This is a genomic window from Flavobacterium sp. LC2016-23 (assembly GCF_009674775.1).
In the GTDB taxonomy this organism is placed as follows: domain Bacteria; phylum Bacteroidota; class Bacteroidia; order Flavobacteriales; family Flavobacteriaceae; genus Flavobacterium.
In genome coordinates, this window is record NZ_WKKE01000004.1 from 58,490 (window position 1) to 82,555 (window position 24,066).

The 24,066-nt window shown below is 38.7% G+C and carries 16 protein-coding genes; 11 read left to right on the forward strand and 5 right to left on the reverse strand.

Translation table 11 applies throughout. The features are described 5' to 3' along the window. Positions 1–52 precede the first annotated feature (52 nt). The 4 genes from GJU43_RS04400 to GJU43_RS04415 all read right to left on the reverse strand — a co-directional run bounded on the left by GJU43_RS04400 (position 53) and on the right by GJU43_RS04415 (position 3,307). The gene (locus GJU43_RS04400; RefSeq protein ID WP_154339610.1) at positions 53–691 is read right to left on the reverse strand and encodes an HAD family phosphatase; all 639 of its coding nucleotides are present in this window, start codon (positions 689–691) and stop codon (positions 53–55) included. 91 nt (positions 692–782) lie between these two features. After that, positions 783–1,259, reverse strand: coding sequence for an NUDIX domain-containing protein (locus tag GJU43_RS04405; RefSeq protein ID WP_154339611.1), 477 nt, complete (start codon positions 1,257–1,259; stop codon positions 783–785). Positions 1,260–1,285: 26 nt separating this feature from the next. Beyond that, on the reverse strand, positions 1,286–2,365 hold the full coding sequence (locus GJU43_RS04410; RefSeq protein WP_154339612.1) for a hypothetical protein: 1,080 nt from the start codon (positions 2,363–2,365) through the stop codon (positions 1,286–1,288). A gap of 3 nt (positions 2,366–2,368) precedes the next feature. Beyond that, positions 2,369–3,307, reverse strand: coding sequence for a DUF3761 domain-containing protein (locus tag GJU43_RS04415; RefSeq protein ID WP_154339613.1), 939 nt, complete (start codon positions 3,305–3,307; stop codon positions 2,369–2,371). 229 nt (positions 3,308–3,536) lie between these two features. On the opposite strand from GJU43_RS04415, the gene GJU43_RS04420 reads away from it, so the two are divergent. Next, positions 3,537–4,703, forward strand: coding sequence for a DUF4861 family protein (locus tag GJU43_RS04420; RefSeq protein WP_154339614.1), 1,167 nt, complete (start codon positions 3,537–3,539; stop codon positions 4,701–4,703). 41 nt (positions 4,704–4,744) lie between these two features. Here the strand turns inward: GJU43_RS04420 and GJU43_RS04425 are convergent, their stop codons facing one another. Next, on the reverse strand, positions 4,745–5,776 hold the full coding sequence (locus tag GJU43_RS04425; RefSeq protein ID WP_370455498.1) for a substrate-binding domain-containing protein: 1,032 nt from the start codon (positions 5,774–5,776) through the stop codon (positions 4,745–4,747). A gap of 197 nt (positions 5,777–5,973) precedes the next feature. Between GJU43_RS04425 and GJU43_RS04430 the strand changes: the two genes are divergently transcribed. The 10 genes from GJU43_RS04430 to GJU43_RS04475 all read left to right on the forward strand — a co-directional run bounded on the left by GJU43_RS04430 (position 5,974) and on the right by GJU43_RS04475 (position 23,955). Next, positions 5,974–6,423, forward strand: a complete 450-nt coding sequence (locus GJU43_RS04430) for a YhcH/YjgK/YiaL family protein (protein ID WP_154339615.1) — start codon at positions 5,974–5,976, stop codon at positions 6,421–6,423. Positions 6,424–6,426: 3 nt separating this feature from the next. Next, positions 6,427–7,092, forward strand: a complete 666-nt coding sequence (locus GJU43_RS04435; protein WP_154339616.1) for a bifunctional 4-hydroxy-2-oxoglutarate aldolase/2-dehydro-3-deoxy-phosphogluconate aldolase — start codon at positions 6,427–6,429, stop codon at positions 7,090–7,092. A gap of 18 nt (positions 7,093–7,110) precedes the next feature. Further along, positions 7,111–7,923 (forward strand): SDR family oxidoreductase, encoded by an 813-nt coding sequence (locus GJU43_RS04440; protein WP_154339617.1) that lies wholly within the window; start codon positions 7,111–7,113, stop codon positions 7,921–7,923. Positions 7,924–7,948: 25 nt separating this feature from the next. Then, positions 7,949–9,133, forward strand: coding sequence for a mannonate dehydratase (gene uxuA / locus GJU43_RS04445; protein WP_154339618.1), 1,185 nt, complete (start codon positions 7,949–7,951; stop codon positions 9,131–9,133). 528 nt (positions 9,134–9,661) lie between these two features. Beyond that, on the forward strand, positions 9,662–11,299 hold the full coding sequence (locus GJU43_RS04450) for a hypothetical protein (RefSeq protein WP_154339619.1): 1,638 nt from the start codon (positions 9,662–9,664) through the stop codon (positions 11,297–11,299). 176 nt (positions 11,300–11,475) lie between these two features. Continuing rightward, positions 11,476–15,567, forward strand: coding sequence for a two-component regulator propeller domain-containing protein (locus GJU43_RS04455; RefSeq protein WP_154339620.1), 4,092 nt, complete (start codon positions 11,476–11,478; stop codon positions 15,565–15,567). 213 nt (positions 15,568–15,780) lie between these two features. Next, positions 15,781–18,783 (forward strand): TonB-dependent receptor, encoded by a 3,003-nt coding sequence (locus tag GJU43_RS04460; RefSeq protein ID WP_154339621.1) that lies wholly within the window; start codon positions 15,781–15,783, stop codon positions 18,781–18,783. Positions 18,784–18,799: 16 nt separating this feature from the next. Beyond that, positions 18,800–20,317: a RagB/SusD family nutrient uptake outer membrane protein gene (locus GJU43_RS04465; protein WP_154339622.1), complete on the forward strand. Its 1,518-nt coding sequence runs from the start codon at positions 18,800–18,802 to the stop codon at positions 20,315–20,317. Between the two features lie 17 nt (positions 20,318–20,334). Continuing rightward, on the forward strand, positions 20,335–21,519 hold the full coding sequence (locus tag GJU43_RS04470; RefSeq protein WP_154339623.1) for a glycoside hydrolase family 88 protein: 1,185 nt from the start codon (positions 20,335–20,337) through the stop codon (positions 21,517–21,519). A gap of 3 nt (positions 21,520–21,522) precedes the next feature. Continuing rightward, the gene (locus GJU43_RS04475) at positions 21,523–23,955 is read left to right on the forward strand and encodes a glycoside hydrolase family 2 TIM barrel-domain containing protein (RefSeq protein WP_154339624.1); all 2,433 of its coding nucleotides are present in this window, start codon (positions 21,523–21,525) and stop codon (positions 23,953–23,955) included. The last annotated feature ends 111 nt before the right edge of the window (positions 23,956–24,066 follow it).

Below are 24,066 nucleotides of genomic sequence, written 5' to 3' on the forward strand. Positions count from 1 at the left end.
ACACAGCTATCGCACAAACTGTAAACTGCGACTGTAAACTGTGACTGAAAACCTAAACTCCAATCACCCCCCTTAACTCCACATAACTATTAAAAAGTACAGCTCCTCCGGCTTTTAAGTCAGTATCGTTATAGCCATTCGCAAAACCATACACTTTAAAACCTCCTTTTCTGCCTGCCATTACCCCTGCTTTGCTGTCTTCGACTACGATACAGTCTTTTACCTCAAAACCCATTTCTTTGGCGGCATGCAGAAATATGCCCGGTTCCGGTTTCCAGCTGTTAATCTCGTAGGAACTGAATATTTTATTTTCGAATTTGTCTAATAATCCTGCCACTTCAAGATTGAGCCTGATTTTATCAACGGGGCCGCTGGAAGCCACACAATACGGAATTTTCAGACTATTCAGAAATGAAACAACACCTTCCATAGGTTTTACCTGCGTTCTGAAAGCTTCAAAGCTTCTCTGGCGGTATTCCTTTTCAAAACTTTCAGGGAGTTTTTTGGCAATCGCATCTTCTATATGTAAAAAGCATTCTTTTAAATTTCGCCCGTTAAAATCGCGATATGCCTCTTCTAATTTCATTTCGAAACCATGTTCGGCTGCCATCTCCAGCAAAATTCCGTTACCAATTTTTTCAGTATCTACCAGAACACCATCACAGTCAAAAATTATACATTTAACATCCATACTTTTTATTTACATTTTTAATTCATCCGATTACTTTTATCAGAATACAAGAATGTAATTTACAAAAAATATGATCTGCAGCAGATAAATATTAGAGTGAAGAAGAAATTTTTGAAACGATCTGTATGATAAAATCAGCCTGTGCGGGGTTTATTTTCTTTAATGCTTCGTTGGTTTGAAACCATTCCGCTTTATCAATTTCCGGAAAGTTTTTAATACTTCCGGATTTGGGCGGCCATTCCATTTCGAAATCATTGCTTTTGACCAAAGTCACATCAATGTCAAATTCTAACGCCCAGGCATAAACCATTTTGCCGGATTTGAGTTTTACCGGTTCAAGAGCAATAAAATCTTCTTCTGATTCTGCTTCTAGTCCGAAACCGGTTTCTTCCTTAAACTCGCGCATTGCAGCAGGCAAAGGTTCTTCATCAGTCATGAATTCCCCTTTCGGAATAGACCAGCTTTCCAGGTCCTTATGCTTCCAAAATGGGCCTCCCGGATGCACCAGTAAAAAATAAATGGTTTTATCTATGAATTTATAGAGTAATATGCCGGCGCTTTGTTTCATGGAGATTATTGTTCAAATTATTCTCTTTAAGAATCTCTTTCTCTTATTAATTTATCTAAAATTAAAGAAAATTCATCAGCTTTCTCTGGAAATTGAATAAATATAGATTTTATTGTCTCCTTATCTATTTCCACTCCATCTGATTTTGGACTTAATCTCAAAATTTTCTCAGATCTTATATTTAAATCTTTGTGTTTTCCTGTAAAAATAATTCTTTTATTAGTTAAATATAAATTACCGGAATCTATGTATTTATAAGTACTGTTATTTGATTTTTTATAATATGAATTCAGATAAAATGCTTTTAAATCTTTAATATTTAAACTGTAGTGTAATGGCTTTAGTTGCAAACTTTTTAGTTCGTACCATTTGACGGAATTAATTTTAAAATAACATTGCTCTGATTTCTGAATAACTATATCACATGTAATAGCAGACAAGGGAAAGTGTTCTAATTTCCAATATAATTTAAGTTTTTCTAACTTCTTGGTTATCTCGTTACTAAAAAGTAAATCTATATTTAAACTTTCAGCGATATTGTTTATTTCGAGTTCTGCATCGGGTGAAAACTCCTGCTTTTTAATCACATTTTCAACATAATTTTGAATAAAGTTACGCTTACTTTCATCAGAAATCTTATTTATAAGTGATTTAGGTAGCTGAAGATCTTTTTCTATTTTATCTAAAAAATCTTGTTCTTTTCTTATCAGCCTTCCGTTTGAAATTGCTTTCTCAAAAAATCTTCTATAAACTATCTCTCCTATCATATAAGTCAACTTCTCTACAGAATCATTTTCTAGTGATAAGATTGATTTTAAATGATCTAAATTTTCAAAATCTATATCATTTAAAATGCCATCTCTAAGATAATAATTTAAATATACAGCATAAAATTCTTCTAAGTTAAGTTTAAATTCCTGCTTGAGATTTACTTGATAACGTTGCTCAATTTCATAAATATTCTCATTTAAAATTTCCTTTAACGGATATGACGCCAGTAAATTATTTAGTTCAATAACACTATTTTCAGTTGGCAGTTGCCTAAATATTTTTTGGAAAAAACTTGCATCTACCAATGGTACCAATTGAAAAATATCTTGTCTCATAATTTATTCGTATTTTCTGTATTCCTCGTAAACTGGTTCTTGCCAGTCACAAACTCCGCCATGATGTGAACAGGTTCCCCGTCCTGTCGATCCAGATGTAGAACCATCACAGCAACGGGTAATATATCCGGTTATTCGCTTTTTTATTGGATTAATTTTATTATACAACCTGTCTGCAATTTTATCTCCAAGCTGAGTCACAATTTTGCAATCATTTACTGCCTCCCTGATTTTTCCTGTTTTGCTGTAACAAATTGCTCTATTATAAAATAAATTCGAATTACTTTGATCATCTAAAATTAAAGCATCTAATATCTTTAAGGCTAAATGATATTTCTCAGATTTAACTAAATCAAATGCTTTCACCGTGGAGATATTCTTTTTTTCTAATGCTATTTTTGCTTTATCTTCGGGTAATTCTGCAAATTCAACAGCTTTTTTAAGTAGCTTTACTGCTTGATCAGTTTTATGCTTACCAGTAAATTGAGAACTTGCAGCTATGTAAAAAATCAAACTGTCATTTCTAATTTTTTCTCTTCGTAGCTTTTCTGCTATTTGCTTTTCTTCACGCTCTGTTTTAACCTTTAATAAATACGCTTCTTCTTTATCTAATGCATTGTAATGACCTAAAAGAGGAATAGAAATTAAAAAAAGTATAAATCCTAAAATAGATTTTATTTTCGTCGTAAAGCTGAATCTAAATTTTTTTTCCACCCAGTTATGCCCGGGAGGTAAAATCATAAAACCCATAAAACCAAATAGCAAAGTGACTAAAGGATGTTTTAAATATACTAATGCAAAAATTATTAAAAGGACTCCGCCAAACCATCTTAAAAAATCAATTAAACCTGAATTTGATTTTTTATTGGAAGGCTTTAGAACTTTAAAATAATCTTTTAAAACCTTTGAATTTTCAGGGATTAGATTGGGAATATATCTCATGTGATTTATTCTTTTTATAAATTAATCAAATCTAGATTTTTTTTGAAACTACATTTTACTGTTTTCCGTAATCTACTTTTTTTAAATCTTTAAATAATATGATTTTTAACTACTATTTTAATGAGCTGTACATTTTTACTCCAATTTTGTATTCTTTTCCGGTAATTGATTTGTAAATTTATAATTCATAAAAATGATTTCACATTGATAAATTAAAACAAATACTATTTTGAAAAAACACCTTTTATTAACCGTTATACTGTCTGCTGGTTTTGTCGCTTATTCTCAGCACAAAATAGTAACGGTTACCAACCTGCTTCCTGTAGACAGAGAATTTGAAACTGTTGAACTAACCAAAAAATCACTTGGACTTCCTTCTTCCGCTAAACTTGAAAATTATGCCGTGAAAGAAAAAAAGTCCGGTTTATCTTTAGAAAGCCAGTCTGTTGATAATGACGGCGACGGCAACGCTGATGTTTTATTGTTCCAGCCTAAAATAAGTGCTTCTTCTGAAAAAGAGTATGAAATTGTGCCATCGGATGCTGCGGACTCCAAAAATATTAATTGCTATTCGAGATTTGTTCCCGAACGTACCGACGATTATGCGTGGGAGAACAACAAAGTAGCTTTCAGGACATACGGTCCCGTTGCACAAAAGATGGTAGAAGATAAAATTCCCGGAGGTACGCTGACCAGTGGAATTGATGCCTGGTTAAAAAGAGTCGATTATCCGATTATCAATAAATGGTACGAAAAGGCAACTTTAGGAACCGGAACGTATCACAAAGATACCGGTGAAGGTTTAGACAACTTTCATGTGGGAGACAGCCGCGGAATTGGCGGAATTGCCGTGAATGAGAAAGGAAAATACTATTTTTCCAGAAATTTCATCAGCTGGAAGACCATTACCACAGGCCCGATACGAACCAGTTTCATACTAACCTATGCCGATTGGGACGCGAATGGCCACAAAATAACCGAATCTAAACTCATCAGCCTGGATTACGGAAGTTACCTTTCCCGCTTTGAAATTTCCATTAAAGGTACCAAAAACATCGCTGCCGGAATAACGCTTCACGATAAAAAAGGTACCATTGGAACGAATCTGGAAGAAGGCTGGCTAAGTCATTGGGAACCTATCGACGATTCTGAAATCGGAACCGGTCTTGTAGCTCCAAAAGGTACTTTGACCGCTTTTGACAATCATATTACGGAGGAAACAGATTTGAGTAATCTCTATGGAAATTTAAAAGTTAAAAAACATAAAGTCGTGTACTACGCAGGTTTTGGATGGAAAAAAGGAAGCCCGTTTAAAACGCAAAAAGAATGGGAAACTTATTTAAGTTCCTTTGCCAAAAAAATAAATAATCCTTTGGTTGTTAAGTTAAAGAAATAATTCCAGACCCGACAGGTTTTTGAAACCTGTCGGGTTTACATTTAAAGTGTTTTCTTAGCCGGGAAATAATTCTCCTTCACTATAATTTCCAGCGGAATATAGTGCGTGTTTTCTACGGCTTCCTGCAAAACTCTTTTTTTATACAAATGGTTAATCCCCATGTACCCCTGCTCTTCGGGTCTTTGGTTGATCAGAAAATCAATTATTCCTTTATTTAAATATTCGATATTTTCTTTCAGTAAATCATAACCAATAATACGAACGCCCTTTATATTGTTTTTTTCTAAAAACCGGGCGACAATATAAGCCCTGGAATTAGGTACGAAAACGCTGTTAACCCCTGAAAACAGATCCATATGTAATTGGTCAATCCCGGAATCTTTAATTGTTACTTCTGAGAACCTGAAATTGTTCAGCTCCCCGTGATCCTTAAAGAAAGAATAAAACCCATCAATACGCTGCAAATAAACCGATGTACTTTCTATTTCTCTGGTAATCTTAAAAATCAGTACTTGCCTTTCGTTTTTCACTGCAAAACTAATCAGTCTTCCGGCCAGATAACCACTCTGAAAAGCATCCTGCCCTACATAAGTATGTTCCTGATTGCTTTTAATATGAGAATCGATCATGACTACCGGAATATTCTTTTTCTCATATTCCTTCAAAAAACGAATGGATTCGTCGTAAAAGACAGGAGCAAACAACAATCCGTCGCATTCAAAATTTAATACTTTTTGAACAGATTCCCTAAAAGAAGCCATATCAAAATCGTAGAAAAAATAATCCAGCACAACGCCGAACTTTCGAAATTCAATGGCGGCTTTTTCGATTCCGGCAATCTGGCTTTTCCAATATTCGAGATTTTCATATTTCGGTAAAAAAATGGCAAAATGAAATTTTTTATTCAGCGCCAGATTACTCGCCAGAATATTTCGCTTGTAGCCGTATTTTTCAATGATAGCATTTACTTTATCGACATTTTCCTGCGTCACCTGTCCACGATTATGAATAATCCTGTCGACAGTTCCCGGCGAAACACTGGCTAATTCTGCTATTTTTTTTATTGTTATGATATTATTTGTATTTAAGTTAAAAGGATTCTATAAATGTGTACATTTAATTATTTTATCAAAGATAAATGCTTTGAGTTAACTTTTTACATACATTTGTAAAAAACCGTGTGCGTACACGAGAAAATACAAAAATAGTATTTTAAAAAGAAAAAACGCCTTAACCCCAAGACAAACAACTCACTATAAAACGCAAAAAAATGATAATAGATTCATTACATAATGCCACAAAATATTACAGCCTGCATCCGAATTTTAAAAAAGCTTTCGATTACGTAAACCAAAATGACCTGTCCAAACTGGAAGAAGGAAGTTTTGAAATTACAGAGGGCCTGAAAATAATTGTAATTGCGGGCGAAGGAACTACCAGAGCAGAAAGTATTAAAGGTTTTGAATGCCATGACAAAAATATTGACATTCAGATTTCCATTAAAGGACCTGAGACTTTTGCCTGGAAACCGAGAGAGAAATGCACCCATCCAAACGGGGATTACAGTGACGAAAAAGACGTTCGTTTTTTTCATGATGCTCCCGATATGTTTTTTCAATTGGAGGAAAAACAGTTTGCTATCCTGTTTCCGGAAGATGTACACGCCGCCATGATTGGCGAAGGATTATTAAAAAAAATCGTTTTTAAAGTAAAAATATAAGCTATGAACACTATTCAGAATACCATAGATGTTATTGTACAACAAGGAATTCTTCCCTTGTATTTCAATACCGATGAGAACAAAAGTATCGAAGTACTGCGCGTACTTTACAAATCCGGAATCAAAGCGGTTGAATACACCAACAGAGGTCCGGAAGCAGCGTCCAATTTCAGGAAAATGGTTGAAATACGAAATGCCGAAATGCCCGGAATGCTTTTAGGAATCGGTACCATAAAAAATATCGAACAGGCAGAAGAATTTCACAACATCGGAGCTGATTTTTTTATAAGCCCCGGCTTTGTTGCAGAAGTATCTGATTTCCTGACAAGCAAAGAAGTTTTGTATGTGCCGGGCTGTATGACGCCAACTGAAATTATAACAGCAGAAAACGCGGGAGTACAATTCATTAAACTTTTCCCGGGAAACATCCTGGGACCGGATTTCCTGAGCGGTATAAAAGATATTTTCCCCAACCTGATTTTTATGCCTACCGGAGGTGTAGAAACGACCCTGCAAAGCATTCAAAGCTGGTTTACAGCAGGAGTTTCAGCAGTTGGAATGGGAAGCAGACTGATCAGTAAAAAAGTAATGGAACACGGAGCGTACGATACCATCGAAAAGGAAACGTTAAGGGTTTTGTCTTTGATTGAAACCATCCGAAAAAAATAAATTTATAGTAACTCAAATATGGATTCAATCTTTAACCTTAAAGGAAAAATTGCCCTGATTACAGGCGGCGCCGGCGTACTTGGAAGCAATATGGCAAACCTACTGGCCAGGCAGGGCGTTATTACGGGAATCGTCTCCCAATCTATCGAAAAAGCCAACACTACCGTGGCAGAAATTGAAAAAAACGGAGGAAAAGCATTTGCGATTCAGGCCAATGTATTAAACAAGGAAGAATTAGAAAAAGCAAAAGATTTAATAGTAGAAAAATACGGTCGTCTGGACATTCTGATTAATGCTGCCGGCGGAAATATGCCAGGAGCGACTATCAGTCCCGATCAGGGATTTTATGATTTAAAAACCGAAGACTTACAAAAGGTAATTGATTTAAATATCATCGGAACCATGCTTCCGTCGCAGGTATTCTCAGCCCTTTTTGCTAAACAGAAAGAAGGAATTATTATCAACATTTCATCAGCATCTGCACAAAGACCTTTGACCAGAGTTGTAGGATACTCGGCTTCAAAAGCAGCAATCGACAATTTCACCCAATGGATGTCGGTCGAACTGGCTACCAAATATGGAGAAGGAATTCGGGTTAATGCTATTTCACCGGGCTTTTTTATCGGAGAACAAAATCGTGCCTTATTACTGACTCCGGAGGGCAAACTGACTCCAAGAGGTGAAAAAATCATTGAACATACACCAATGGGAAGATTTGGAACCCCTCAGGATATAGACGGCGCCTTGCTGTTTTTATGCAGTGATATGTCAAAATTTGTAACAGGAACCATCCTGAAAGTCGATGGTGGATTTGCTGCAACAAGTATTTAAAATAACTATCAAATAATAAAATGGAATGGAACAAACGTTAAGATGGTTCGGCCCAAACGATCCGGTTTCTTTACAAGATATTTTACAAACCGGAGCAACGGGAATTGTCACGGCACTGCACCATATCCCAAATGGGGAAGTATGGCAGATTGAAGAAATAATAAAACGAAAAGTTGAAATTGAACACAAAAATGGAGATCCCAAAGAAGGTGCTTCGGGTTTAACATGGTCTGTTGTGGAAAGTATTCCGGTGCATGAAGACATTAAAAAACAAACCGGAAAATACCTGCAGTACATTGAAAACTACAAAGAAAGCATCCGAAACCTTGCCTTGTGCGGCATTAAATGTATCTGTTATAATTTCATGCCCGTTTTAGACTGGTCCAGAACCGATTTGTCTTATGAAATGCCCGACGGATCAAAAGCTTTACGTTTTGATATTAATGCTTTCGCGGCTTTCGAATTGTTTATTCTGAAAAGACCGGGCGTCTCAGCAATATACACTCCTGCACAGATTGAAAAGGCGACTCAATACTTCGAAGGAATGACTGATGCTGATAAAGTAAAATTACAGCAGAACATTCTGGCCGGGCTTCCGGGAGCCGAAGAAGCATATTCAGTAGAAGATTTTCTGGTAACTCTAAGCGGTTACAATCATATTGACAGGCAAAAACTAAAAGACAATCTCTTCTTCTTTTTAAGAGAAATTATTCCTGTTGCAGAAAAAGCGGGGGTACTGATGGCCATTCATCCGGACGATCCGCCCTACCCGATTTTAGGATTACCAAGAGTCGTGAGTACCGAAGAAGATCTGATGGAACTGATGGCCGCAATAGATTCTAAATCAAACGGGTTTACAATGTGTACCGGTTCCTACGGAGTAAGAGCAGATAATGACTTGCCCGGAATTGTAAGACGTCATGGTGACAAAATGAATTTTATCCACTTAAGAAGTACCGAAAGAGATGAAGAAGGCAGTTTCTACGAAGCCAATCATCTCGAAGGCAACGTCGATATGTACGAAGTGGTCAAAGCCATTTTGGAAGTTGAAAAAAGAAACGGCAGCAATTTACCGATGCGTCCGGATCACGGTCATCAGATGCTGGACGATTTACATAAAAAAACAAATCCGGGATATTCGGGAATTGGCCGTTTAAGAGGTCTTGCCGAATTGAGAGGCCTTGAAATGGGGATTAAAAGAAGCATTTAAGTTTTTTTTTAGCCACAGATTAAAAGGATTGTTTTTAGGAGTGAAGATTTCACGCAAAGCCGCAAAGTTCGGTAACATTTTTGTCATCCTGAGGAACGAAGGATCACACTCGAAACTCTGCAAAGATTTGCAACTTCCAGTATAGATTTTCTAGTGTGATTTCTCCTTACGTCGAAATGAAAAAATGCTTGGCCTCTTATGAATGTATTGCCACAGATTTCACAGATTAAACGGATTTTTTTAAACCAAAAACTTATAAAACAATATAAAAACTTTGCGCTTTTGCGACTTTGCGTGAAAATATAAATTAAAGCAAAAACTTACAAAACAACATAAAAACTTTGCGACTTTGTGACTTTGCGTGAAATACAATTAAACCAATAAAAAAACTTTACGCCTTTGCGTGAAATACAATTACACAATAAAAAACAGCCACATTACAAACAAAATAAAAACTTTGCGCCTATGACCCAAATATAACTCCCAAAGAATACCAGCTTTACTAACCACCACAAAAAACCACAAAACATGACCCGCCAAATCCTCCTCATTTGTTGCAGTCTTTTTATAAACAGCAGTGTAACAGGTCAGCAAATACCAAAAATACTTGCGGATCCAAAAACGAATTACTTACCCGATTTCAGCTACGCAGGCTATCATTTTGGAGAAACCAGTCTTCCCGAATTTCAAGGCAAAATTATTAATGCGACAGATTTTGGCGTAAAAGCAAATGATGATTTAGACGATTCGAAAGCCTTATTAAAAGCCATACAGGCAGCCAATGCTGTTGAAGGAAATGTAATCCTGCAATTGCCTGCCGGAAGGATTATACTAAGCGCTGTTTTATATCTTGAAAGAAGTAATTTCGTCCTTCGCGGCGCAGGTTCCGGTGCCAAGGGAACAGAGATTTACTGCCCCAGACCCATGATGTACTTAAAAGATCCTGAATCACTGGCGGAATTACGCGAATACCTCACCACTTTCGATAAAAGACAACGTGAAAATGAAAACAATATTGATTTGCCTTTTTCACAATATGCCTGGTCAGGAGGTTTTATCTGGACCCAGATTCCGGGGGAACGAGTAAAATCCTATCTGGATAAGTACGAGCCTGCTCCTGCAAGTTTAGCGAAAGTCAACAGTGGCAATATGGGCGAACACATTATAACCGTGTCAGAAGTAAACGGATTGAAAGTAGGTGATGTTGTGGAATTACAATTATTCAATAAAGACGGGGAAAATGGCGAAATCATCAAAGATTTATACAAAGGCGCCAATGTAAAACCAGGGTCACATCACTGGAAATTTCCAAAATTACCTATCGTAAGACAGCAGGTTGAAATTACCAAAATTTCGGGCTCCAAAATCACCTTAAAAACGCCTCTGACAATCTCCATCAAACCAGGTTATCAGGCACAATTAACAGAATGGAAACATTTAAGCGAAGTCGGTATAGAGCACCTGCGTTTTACCTTTCCGGACATTCCGAGAGTAGCGCATCATGTAGAACCGGGAAACAACGCTATTTTCCTAACCCGTGTTTTTAACAGCTGGGTCAGAGATGTTACCATCACCAATGCCGACAGTGGAATTCTGGCAGAAGAAATTGCCAATGTAACCATTCAGGATATTGTAACCGATGGAAACCACATGGCGCATTATACTGTAACCTTAGGCGGCGTTCATAACGTTTTGGTTAAGAATTTAAAAGTCTATAACAAAGCCGTTCACCCGTTGAGTTTCAATACGTTTGCTACTAAAAATGTCTACCAGAATTGTGAAGTCTTTGCCGATCCTGTTTTAGATCAGCATTCCGGCGCGAATCACCAGAATTTATTCGATCATATTACGGTCCATATAACTCCGGACAGCAATAACAGCTATGCTTTATTTGGCGGTGGCGGTGCCGACTACTGGAAACCTTCTCACGGACCTTACAGTACTTTTTGGAACCTCAACGTACAAGTGATAAATCCGGAGGAAATTCAAAAACCAGTTTTGCTTTACGGCATGAAAGACGGTCCGTTGGCAAGGATCATTGGTGTCAATGGAAATGCCAAATTCGAAGTAAAATACGAACCAGATCCGTATATCGAGTTTTTAAATCAGTCAATGGAAAAAGTGCCTTCCTTATATGAGTATCAATTAAAAAAGCGCTTAAAATGAAGTCAGGTACAAAGATGCAAAGGGACAGAGTAACAAAGTTTCAGAGATGCAGTGATTATTACAGAAAATCGATTACATAAACTTCAACACTTTGATCTTCTAAACCTTAGCAACTAAGAACCTTTGAACCTCTGAACCTTTGCACCTTTGCACCTTTGCACCTAAAAAAAAACGCTATGAAATACAAGATAGTCTTTCTGGTTTTTGTTTTTATTACTGGGAATTTGTTTTCCCAGAATAAATACCGTCTCAAAAACATCTCCACCACCGACGGGCTTTCGCAAAGTTCAGTCATTGCCATCCATCAGGATAAATTGGGGCAAATGTGGTTCGGAACGCGTGACGGACTCAACAAATATGACGGCAGTAAGTTTACCGTTTTCAGAAATGATGCAACTGATAAAACGACCATCAGCAACAATGATATTCTGGCTATCGAAGAAGACAATGCCGGAAAATTATGGGTGGGAACCTACAACGGACTGAATTGCTACGATCCGGTTTCGAATACGTTCAAAAAATACCTGCACAATAAAACGAATCACACCATCAGCAGTAATGCCGTCTGGTGCATCAGGGAAATTGGAGAAGAACTTTGGTTTGGCACCTCAAAAGGACTGAGTATTTTCAACAAAAAAACAAAGCTTTTTACTTCTGTTTTTCATTCCGATACAGATACTTCCACTTTGGCGAGCAACAATATTCTCAGTGTTTTAAAAACCACAAAAGGAGAAATCTGGGTGGGAACCACAAAAGGTTTATGCAAACTGATCAGCCGTAAAAACGGAAAACTATCCTTTCAAAACTATCCTTTAAATCAGACAGATCTCCTGAATGTACAAGCCATTGCAGAAGATACTCAAGGCAATTTATGGATTGGTACCAAAAATAGAGGGCTTTTAAAAATGGATACAAAAAGCCATTTTATTTCTTTCTTACCAAATGAAAAATACAGCGAAATCCATACAGATATCCGTTCTCTCGCTATTGACAACGAAGGTGCTTTGTGGATTGGCGCTTATGACGGAATTTATATTTACACAAAAGATAAAAGCCTGGAGAAAATCAACAACAGTAATAACAACAACGGAATTGACAAGGTAAAATCGGTTTTTGTAGATAAAAAAGGTTCCGTCTGGATTGGCTGTTATTACAAAGGCGTGAATATCTGGGACGTTTCGAATGTCAATTTTTCGAATTACAACCAGAACTCCAAAAAGATTCCGATGAGTTTTGATGTCATCAGTTCGATCATTACAGACAAAAATAAAAACATCTATTTTGGTACTGAAGGCGGTGGAATTACCATTTACAACCCGAATACCTCAGCAACCAGTTATATCAACAGTAAAACAGGACAGCACAACAAAAACGATATCAAATCGATGTCGCTTTCTCCTGATAACATACTGTGGATCGGTACTTTTTCGAAAGGATTATCGGCTTATAATACGGTCTCCAAAAGAATTGAAGACCTCCGTATTAGTCCGGAATTACGGGAATTATTAAAAGAAACCGGTGTTTATGCCCTCAAAACACAAGCCAATGGAATCGTCTGGATCGGCACTTTTGGAAAAGGCCTCATCCGATACAATTCGACTGACAAAACCTTTACCGTCATCGGAAACGATACGGCAAAAGCCAGCTTCCTGACCAATAATATCATTCGAACGCTGCTGATTGACAAGAAAAACAGGCTTTGGGTAGGCACCCAAAATGGCCTGAATTGCATTCCCCTGAATACTTTCAAACCGAATCAATATGCCATCCAACATTACTTTTTTGACAATTCTTCTTTATCAGGAGACGATATTCTTACCTTATTTCAGGACAGCCAGAACAAAATCTGGGTCGGCACAAAAGCAAAAGGGCTTCATTGTTTTGATGGAAAAAAATTCAACAGCGTCAATTTAAGAGCCGGAAATACTATTATTACTTCGATACATTCCATCTTGGAAGATGACAATAAAAACTTATGGATCAGTACCAATCAGGGCCTCATAAAATACAGCACCACTCAGAAAAAAGTGGTTTTGTACGACCAGAAAGATGGTTTGGCAAGTAATGAGTTTAATGACAATTCTTCCTTAAAACTGGACTCGAATAAATTCTACTTTGGCAGTCCCTCCGGTGCGACTTATTTTGATGCCGGAAAAATATCGATCAACAGCTATGCTCCTCAGGTTTTAATCACCAGTCTGAAAATTAAAAATCAGACGATTCAGCCCAATGATTCGGCAAAAATATTAGCGAAAAGCATCGGATATACCAAAGACATCACACTGGATTATGACAAAGCTAATTTTTCGATCAGTTTTGCCATTCCAAATTACATTCGATCCAAAAACAATCAGTACAGTTATCGTTTAATTGGCCTGGAAAACAACTGGACGACCACTAAAAACAGTGAAGCGATCTTTGCCATTCAGAATCCCGGGACTTATGTTTTTGAGGTGAAAGGCGCCAATAACGACGGGGTCTGGAACACCACTCCCACTACACTGACCGTTACGGTAAATCCGGCTCCGTGGCGCAGTATCTGGGCCTTTTTATTGTATGGAATATTGATTGGGCTGGGTTTGTATGGTTTAATCTGGATTATCAAATCGAAAGCCCGACTGAAACAAAAATTAGAACTGGAATACCTCGAAACCAAACGTATCGAAGAAAACAATCGCGCCAAACTGGATTTCTTTACCAATATTTCACATGAGTTCCGAACACCCTTAACCCTGATTCTTGGGCCTTTACAACAAATACTGGCCGATTACAACGGAACCAACGAAATGTACAAAAAGCTGCTGGTCATTGAAGGAAGTGCCAACCATCTGTTAAGCCTTATCAACCGATTGATGGATTTCAGGAAACTCGAAAACCATCAGGTCGCACTCGAATCGGCCAACGGAAATATCGTCAAATTTACCAGGGAAATCTTTTTGTCTTTTATAGAATACGCCAAAGACGGTGGCTATGAGTATACTTTTGAAGCGGAAGAAGAGGAAATCCTGGTTTATTTTGACCGCTATAAATTAGAACGTGTTTTCTATAATCTGATTTCGAATGCCTTCCGTTATACGCCAAAAGGAGGGAGCATTCATATTAAAATCAATCACGATCACGAGAACCTGTATATTGCCGTAGAAGATTCCGGAGTTGGGATTGCCGGGCAGCATATCGATAAAATTTTCGATTTGTTTTTTGAAATTCCGATGCACAACAACGTGCAGAAAAACTACAATAAGGGAACAGGAATTGGTTTATCAATCGTAAAAAACATTGTAAAACTGCATAAAGGAACTATTGATGTTGTCAATAAAAAAACAGAAGGTGTCATTTTTACCGTGACCCTTCCGATGGGCAGGGCACATCTTAAGGAAGAAGAAATTATCCAGGATTTCAAAATCAGTGATGATATCCAACAATACACTGCCCAACTGGAAACCGGTGAAGCCACTGAACCCGAGGATATCGATGATTTCGTCGTGAATGCCGAAAAACCAACTATTCTTATCGTTGAAGATCATAAGGTCTTGCGGAATTTCATAAAAAATCTCCTCAAAAAAGACTACAATATTATAGTCGCCGACAATGGGAAAACGGCTCTGGAAAAAGCGCTACAGCATGTTCCGAATTTAATTATCAGCGATGTCATTATGCCCGAAATGGTGGGTACAGAACTGTGTTCCAGAATAAAAGAAAATCTAAAAACCAGTCATATTCCGGTCATCTTACTGACTTCGAGATCTTCTCTGGTGTATAAATTTGAAGGCCTCGAAAGCGGTGCTGACGATTATATCAGCAAACCTTTCAATCTGATAGAATTTAAACTCCGGGTCAAAAACCTGCTGAACTCTACGGAAAGATTAAAAGCCAGGTTTTCGAGTGAAGACAGTTTTGTGCCGTCCGAAATAACGGTTTCTTCACTGGATGAGGAATTATTAAAAAAGGCATTCAAAATTGTAGAAGATAATATCTCCAATGAACAGTTTGACATTCCGTTTTTCTGTTCCGAATTAGGGGTCAGCCGCACGATGTTATTTTTAAAAGTAAAAGCATGGACCAATTTTACGCCCAACGAATTCATTCATGAAATACGATTAAAACGTGCCGCGCAATTATTAGAACAAAATAAATTAAACGTTTCAGAAGTCAGTTATAAAGTCGGATTCAACAATCCGAAATACTTCAGTAAATGTTTCCAGAAAAGATATGGGGAAACTCCGTCACAATTTGCTGACAAATTTTCAAAACCGCTCTCCGTACTATAAAAAATCCACTGTTTTCAAGGCTTAAAAAAGGGTATCTGTATTTTTAGATACCCTTTTTTGTACTTCTATATCGTTTTCGGCGTATACATTTGTCGTATGAAATTCAAAAAAACAAAATTCATATTACTGCAGTTTCTGTTTATGATTCTGATAATCGGAATGAGTTTATTGCTTTTTTATTTGATCTAACATTAACCTTAAACCAAAAAATGAATGTTTACAAACCAAAAAATTAAGTCGCTTAAATGGTGTTTTCTGGTAGTCTTTTTACTGGGAAACATTATTGTGAATGCACAGGAGAGAAAAGTCACCGGAAAAATCACTTCCAGTGAAGACTTGCTCGGACTTCCTGGTGCCAATGTTTATATCAAAGGATCGTCTGTGGGAGGCACTTCAGATATGGACGGAAATTACTCTGTTTTTGTTTCCGAAAAAAATGCGGTCCTTGTTTTCAACTTTGTCGGATACCAGACCGTTGAAATTCCGGTAGGAAACAAGACCGTTGTCAATATCAGCCTGAAACCCGATACGAAAAACCTTGAAGAAGTAATTGTAGTCGGTTACGGTACCCGTAAAAAGAGTGATATCACTGGTTCTGTGTCTTCTGTCACGGCCAAAGAACTTACCGCTTACCCTTTATTGAATGCCGAACAGGCTTTACAGGGACGCGCTGCGGGTGTAGCCGTTCAGTCGAATAATGGTGGTGAACCTGGCGCTCCCGTGAAAATCAGGGTCCGTGGAGGAACGTCTATCAATGCCAGTGGAGATGCCCTTATTGTAGTCGATGGTTTTGCAGGTGTTTCGATGCCGGCACCTCAGGATATTGCTTCTATTGAAGTTTTAAAAGATGCTTCGGCAACAGCGATCTACGGATCAAGAGGATCCAACGGGGTTATTATGGTGACGACCAAAAAAGGAAAACCGGGAAAACCGGTAATTGAATTCAGCAATTCGACTTCGACCCAGTCGGTGAACAATAAATTGCATTTACTGAATGCCGATCAGTTTGCTGCCTACCGAAAAAGTTTTACGACACACACACAAGGACCGGCAGATACAGACTGGCAGGACGTCATTTATCGTGACGGACTGGTTTCGAATACGTCGCTGTCTTTTTCAGGAGGTTCTGATAAAATCAAATATTATGTTTCGGGGAATTACTTCAACCAAAACGGAGTAGTCATCAATTCCGGAATAGACAAATATTCGATAGTAAGCAATCTGGAAGCTGACTTAACCGACAGGCTTAAAGTGGGATTGAATACTTTTCAGAGCAAACAAAACAAAGATGGAATTATTTCCCAAACCGGTGCCGGTGGTACAGGGGCGGCAGGTGTTATCGCGGCAGCTTACCGTTTTATGCCTGATTTAGGAATTTATAAAGCAGACGGCAGTTACACGTCTACGGCTCCGATCGGTGACGATATCGATAATCCGTATGCGACAGCCATGGATAATATACTGGAAACAGTTTCGGTAGTCAGCAGGAACAACTTTTTTGCCAATTATAAATTCACAAAAGATCTTGAATTCAAAACTACTTTAGGCTTATCCGATTCTAATTCACAGACGGGAAGATTCCTTCCTTCGACTTTAATTGCAGGAAAAAATATCAAAGGAGAAGCTTCTGTGAGCAACAACAGAAATTCCTCTTTCCTGACAGAAAATTACCTGACGTATAAAAAAGAAATCATTTCGAAAGGAATCCTTACGGTGCTTGGAGGGTATTCGTATCAAAAGAATAAAAACGAAAGCTCTTTTGCCGCTTCAAGAGGATTTTTAACGAACACCAATTCGTATCATAATTTAGGAGCCGGAACGGTTTTCTTAAAACCGGATTCCTCTTTATCAGAAACAGAACTGATTTCTGCTTTCGGAAGGTTGAACTTTGATTACGACGACAAATATTTACTAACGTTTACGGCCAGACGCGATGGTTCTTCCAGCTTTAGTGAAAACTACAAATACGGAACTTTTCCTTCGGGAGCGATTGGCTGGAATATCAGCAAAGAACAGTTTTTAAAAGACAGCAAAATCATTTCAAACCTGAAACTGAGAGCGAGTTACGGTGCCACCGGAAATCCTTCCATCGGGGCCTACTCTACCCTGTCGAGATTCTCTGAAATTTACGATGTGAGCGGTGACGTAATTGTAAATGCGGTGCAGCTGACTTCATTAGACAATCCAAATCTGAAATGGGAAACGTCTTATCAGCAGGATTACGGAATTGATTTAGGTTTGTTTGACAACAGAATAAGCCTGACAGCCGATTATTATAAAACCATTACCAAAGATTTGCTGTTCAACAGACCTTTACCGGGCGTTTCGGGAATTGGATCGCAGCTTCAGAATGTAGGTGAACTGGAAAACAAAGGCTGGGAATTGGGAATTAATTCGAAAAACTTTATCGGGGCCGATTTCACCTGGTCCACCAGTTTTAATATTTCTTCGAACAAAAATAAAGTATTGAAATTAGCCGATAACAAAGACCTTTTGATCAACTCCACACCAGGACATTTCCTCGCAACAGAATCTCAGATTCTGAGAGTGGGACAACCGGTGGGTTCTTTCTTCGGATTTATTTATGACGGTGTACTGCAACAAGGAGAAACGGCACTTCCGGGTAACTTCGAAACGACTGCGGGCGGTGAAAAATTTAAAGATGTAAACGGTGACGGAAAATTAGATTCCAACGATAAAACGATTATTGGTAATCCGAATCCTGATTTCATTTTCGGTCTGAATAATGATTTCACGTATAAAAATTTAGATTTAAATATCTTCTTCCAGGGTTCAGAAGGCAATCAGGTCTTAAATTACACCTTGATGGAACTGGCTTCCGGAAATAACAATGCTACCACAGAAGTTTTAGACGCCTGGACGCCAACCAACACCGATACCAACGTTCCAGCCAACGCGGCAAGAACGAAAAGGGTTACTTCAAGATTTGTGTATGATGCGAGTTATATCCGTCTGAAAAATATCTCTGTCGGATACAGTTTAAGTGAAAAAATTGTTTCTAAAATGGGACTGAGCAAAGTTCGTTTTTACATCAGTGCACAAAATATCTGGACCATTACCGATTATCCGGGATCAGATCCGGAGACCAGTTATCTGAATGATACTAATGCCAGAAGTAATACGAATCTGGGTCTGGAATATGGAAGTTATCCAAATGTGAAAACTTTTACATTCGGATTTAATATTAAATTTTAGTCTAATACAACACATTATGAAAAAATATATAGCTTTTCTTTTCTTGGGAATATTCGCCTTTGGGTGCTCTGATTTAGAAGAACATCCGGTTGGAATCATTCGTCCCGCTAACTTTTTTAACAATACAGACGATTTACAGGCTGCTGTAAACGGAAGTTTTGCCAACATTGCCCACAACAATTACTGGGGAAGGGAATTTACAATTGCACTGATGCTAAGAGACGATATGGCCGATATTGGTGACAGAACGACTCAGGCCGCGAGAATCGATGTCAACGATTTTAAAATGAATGATACCAATGCGCTTGTGGCGAACTTCTGGCCACAATCCTATATCATTATTGCAGCGGCCAATCAGGCGATTGAAGGCGCGAAAAAAACACCGGGTGATCCTGCAAAAGTAAATGCCATCGTTGCACAGGCCTATTTCGCAAGAGCTTTTACGTACTATCATCTGGTTCGCATTTTTGGAGACGTTCCCTATATTGATTTTGCCGTAAATGAAGTTTCCCAGGTCGATAAATTAAGCCGGACCAAAGAAGCCATAGTCTATGCTAAAATAATTGAAGATCTGGAATTTGCCAAAAAATGGCTGGACGACAAACCAAAAGTAAAAGCCGTTCCGGGAAAAGGAACAGCGGCAGGTTACCTGGCTTCTGTATACCTGACGTTAGGGCAATACCAGAAAGCCTACGATGAAGCGAAATATGTTATTAGCAACGAAGCAAAATTCGGATTGGGACTGGATGCTGATTTTCAGGATTTGTTTAATGCCAATAAAGCCGCGGCATTAAAAGAACCATTATTCACGATTGATTTCAACAACTTAGTATCCGGAAACTACGGTCAGGATTATACGGCATTTTTTACGGGTTCCTTAAAAGACGATAGTTACAGCTATGGTCAGGGGTTTTCTGTAGCGGTACCTGCTTTAAAAGTTTTTAACGACTGGGACCAGCGAGATTACAGAAGAGCGGTAAGTTTTGATACGATCATCAGAAAGAAAACAGGTCCGGGTGGGGCTTTGCAAATTTATCCGTCAAGCGATAACGAAAAAGCACCTCGCCCACATATTGCCAAATATTTTCGTTTTCCGGGGAAAGCCGGTGCTAACGGAAGAACTTCGCAACACAATTACATCACAATGCGTTATGCCGAAGTATTGCTGACGGCCGCCGAAGCCTTAAACGAAATTACTCCGGGAACCTCAGAAGCAGACGGTTATGTAAACAGGGTTTTGGCAAGAGCCCGAAACAAAGCCGGAAAACAAGTTTCTTTTCCTGCAAATGTAACTCCGGGATTATCTCAGGTTGATTTTAGAAAAATGGTCATTAATGAAAGAAGGCTCGAATTTGCCTTTGAATACATCAGATGGTATGACATTAAAAGACTGAAAAACGGTCCTGAAGTATTTGGTCCGGATGGTTTTGAGCCTCATGCCAATTTTGATCCGAACAGGGATTACCTTTTTGCCTTACCGGGAACGGAGCTGGCCATCAATCCTAATTTAAAACCAAACAATCCGGGTTACTAAACATTAGATTAATTAGTATGAATAAAGTTAGTTTTTTTACTTTAATTCTAGGGTTTGCATTGCTGGCAACAGCGTGCAAATCCGGAATTAATTCGCAAACAAAAAATACGCCTGCAACCGCCAGCACTCTTTTGGAAACCCGTTACAAAATGATGTTGGAATATCCTGTTGATTCCCTGTCCATGCCGCGCAGCATGAACCTGAAATCCAATCTCATAAAGAAAGTACCTTCGCGAGATTGGACCAGTGGTTTTTTTGCCGGAAACTTATGGCAGCTGTATCGATTGACAGGCAATTCCGAGTACCAAAAACAGGCTGAAAAGTGGACCCCTTTCAGCAAAAAAGAAAGCGTGAACAGTGGTTCTCATGATGTTGGATTTAAAGTATACTGCGCTTTTGGCGAAGCCTTAAAAGTCGAAAACAAACCGGAATACCAGGACGTGATCATCAAAGGAGCCGAAACGTTGTGTACCCGTTTTAATGAAAAAACCGGAGCGATTCGTTCCTGGGATTTCAACAAAGACATTTGGGAATATCCGGTCATTATTGATAATATGATGAACCTTGAAATACTGTTTGAGGCGGCCAAATTATCCGGCAATAAAAAGTATCACGACATCGCGGTAAAACATGCCAACACCACACTGAAAAATCAATTTAGGGCAGACAACAGTTGTTATCACGTCATCGATTATAATCCTGATACCGGAGCTGTGAGAAAAAAAACTACGCTTCAGGGGTATAATGACGATTCGGTTTGGGCACGCGGACAAGCCTGGGCCGTTTACGGTTTTACCATGTCGTACCGATATACTAAAGATCCGGCCTATCTGAAGCAGGCCGAAGCAACAGCACAATTTTTCATTACAAACAAAGACCTACCGGAAGATGGAATTCCGTATTGGGATTTTAAAGATCCGTCGATTCCAAATGCCGCACGCGATGTTTCTGCCGCAACCGTTATGGCTTCTGCATTATACGAATTGTACAGCTATACCCAAAACAAAAGCTATCTGACTTATGCCGACAAGGTAATCAGGACTTTAGAGTCAGACCACTATATTGTAAACCCTAAAATCAATGCGCCTTTTATTTTAGATCACAGCACAGGAAACTGGCCTAAGAAAGATGAAATTGATGAACCCATCGTATATGCCGATTACTATTTTCTGGAAGCATTATTAAGAAAAAAAGACTTATAACTTATGAGAAAACAATCGTACCACTATAGCTCTTTTTTTACTTTCATTTTTGTTTTTCAGTTTTGCCTGGGCAGCCTTTTTGCTCAGGCAACTACTGATTTGCGTACTAAAACAAATATCAATGACCACTGGCTTTATTTAGAAAACCATACTCCAAACCTGAACGATGCCCAAAAAGCAGCGAACTGGACCGGAATAAATCTGCCGCACAGCTGGAACAGCGAAGACGCCACCGACTTAAATCCCGGTTACAGGCGTGATGCAAGCTGGTATCAGAAACAGCTCAACATTGCACAAATAGATCCTGATAAACGGTATTTTTTATATTTCGAAGGTGCTAATGTCACAACCAAAGTATATGTCAATGGCAAAGAAGCCGGAGGTCATATTGGCGGATATATTGGCTTTACCATCGATATTACGAACTTTATCAAAGAAGGAAACAATGCTGTTTTTGTTCGGGTAGACAATAGTTATGACATTGAAATTATTCCCTCACAGAAAAGTGATTTCTTTATTTATGGAGGGATTACGCGCGATGTCTGGCTGATTTCCAAATACAAAAACAATATCGATAAGCTAAAAATTACCACTCCGCAAGTCTCCGACAAAAAAGCCTCTTTACAAATTATCGCATCGACCGTAAATCCGGACAATACAAAAGATCTTTCCCTGAAGGTCACTCTTAAGGATCCGAAAGGAAAAAAAGTAGCCGGTAAAACCGTTTCAGTTACCAATAAAACAACAACCATCACATTCGAAAACATCAAAAATCCGGAATTGTGGGATACCCAAAAACCGAATTTATATACCGTAACAGCTGTTTTATCCCAAAAAAATAAGGCCAAAGACAGCGTTACTGAAAAAGTAGGTTTCCGATGGTTTGAATTTAAAGATCATGGCCCTTTTTACCTGAACGGAAAAAGACTATTGCTTCGCGGTACACACCGACACGAAGAACAAGCCGGTGTTGGTGCTGCCATGAGCAATGCGCAACACCGTGCCGATATGGAATCCATAAAAAAGATGGGGGCTAATTTTGTTCGTCTGGCGCATTATCCGCAAGATCCCGAAGTCTATAAAGCCTGTGACGAACTCGGCCTTTTGGTTTGGGATGAATTACCCTGGTGCCGTGGCGGAATTGGCGATGAACTCTGGAAAACCAATACCAGAAACATGCTGGCGGAAATCATCAATCAGAACTACAACCACCCGAGTATCATTATCTGGTCTTTGGGAAATGAAATGAACTGGCTTCCCGATTTTCCTGACGGAGACAATACCGAAAAGACCAATGCTTTTCTGACGGAGCTAAACGATATCGCCCATAAAATGGATCCCAACAGAAAAACAGCGATCCGAAAATACTATGAAGGTTCGCAGATTGTAGACGTCTTCTCCCCTTCTATATGGTCCGGCTGGTATTCCGGGAGTTATAAAAGCTATCAGAAAGCAATTGATTTGTACAAGAAAGAATACAAACATTTTATCCATGCCGAATATGGCGGCGACAGTCACGTGGGGCGTCACAGCGAAAATCCGGTTACAGGCGAAAATATCATAAAAGCCGAAGGCTGGGAAGAAGCCATTGTACAGACCAAAGTGGCTAACATTGCCCAAATTGGCGACTGGAGCGAAAATTATATTGTCGATTTATTCGACTGGCATTTGCATATATCCGAGAATGATCCAACATTTGTGGGTAATGTTCAATGGGCATTCAAGGATTTTGCAACGCCGCTGCGTCCCGAAGATGATATTCCGTACATGAACCAAAAAGGACTGGTGGACCGAAACGGAGTTCCAAAAGATGCGTATTATGTTTTTAAAAGTTACTGGAGCGACAAACCTTTTACCTACATCGAATCGCATACCTGGACAGAACGCCAGGGGCCCGAAAATACACCAAGAATTCTAAGCGTCTTTAGCAATTGCGAAAAAGTGACTTTATACCATGACGGAAAATCCCTGGGTGAAAAACAACGAAATATCACCAGTTATCCGGCCTGCGGCCTGACCTGGGACGTTAACTTCAAAAAAGGAGAAAACATTTTAATCGCTATTGGAAAAGATAAAGACGGCAAAACGGTTTCGGATACTTTGAAAATAAATTATCGTTTTATTAAAAATGAATCCGCAGTTTCGCTACAATTGTCTTCCCAGAAATTAAAGAACGGAAATTACCTTGTAACGGCTATTGCTATAGATAACAACAATTTACGTTGTTTAGATTATGAAGAAAGCGTATATTTCCAATGCCTTAAAGGAGGCAAAACAATGAAAAGCCAGGGAACACCAACCGGAAGCGAATCCATACGGATGGCAAACGGAAAAGCTTCGATTGAAGTAATTCCTGATGGATTGAATATTCCGATCGAAATGACGGTGCTGAACCAGAATTTTAAAGGGGAATATTTGAAGATCCCGGTAAATTAGGGTTTAACCGCAAAGAACGCCATGTTTTACGCAAGGTTCGCTATGTTTTTTTTAAGCTTTGCGCACCATAGCGAACTTTCCTTGCGGACTTTGCGGTTAAATATCATCAAC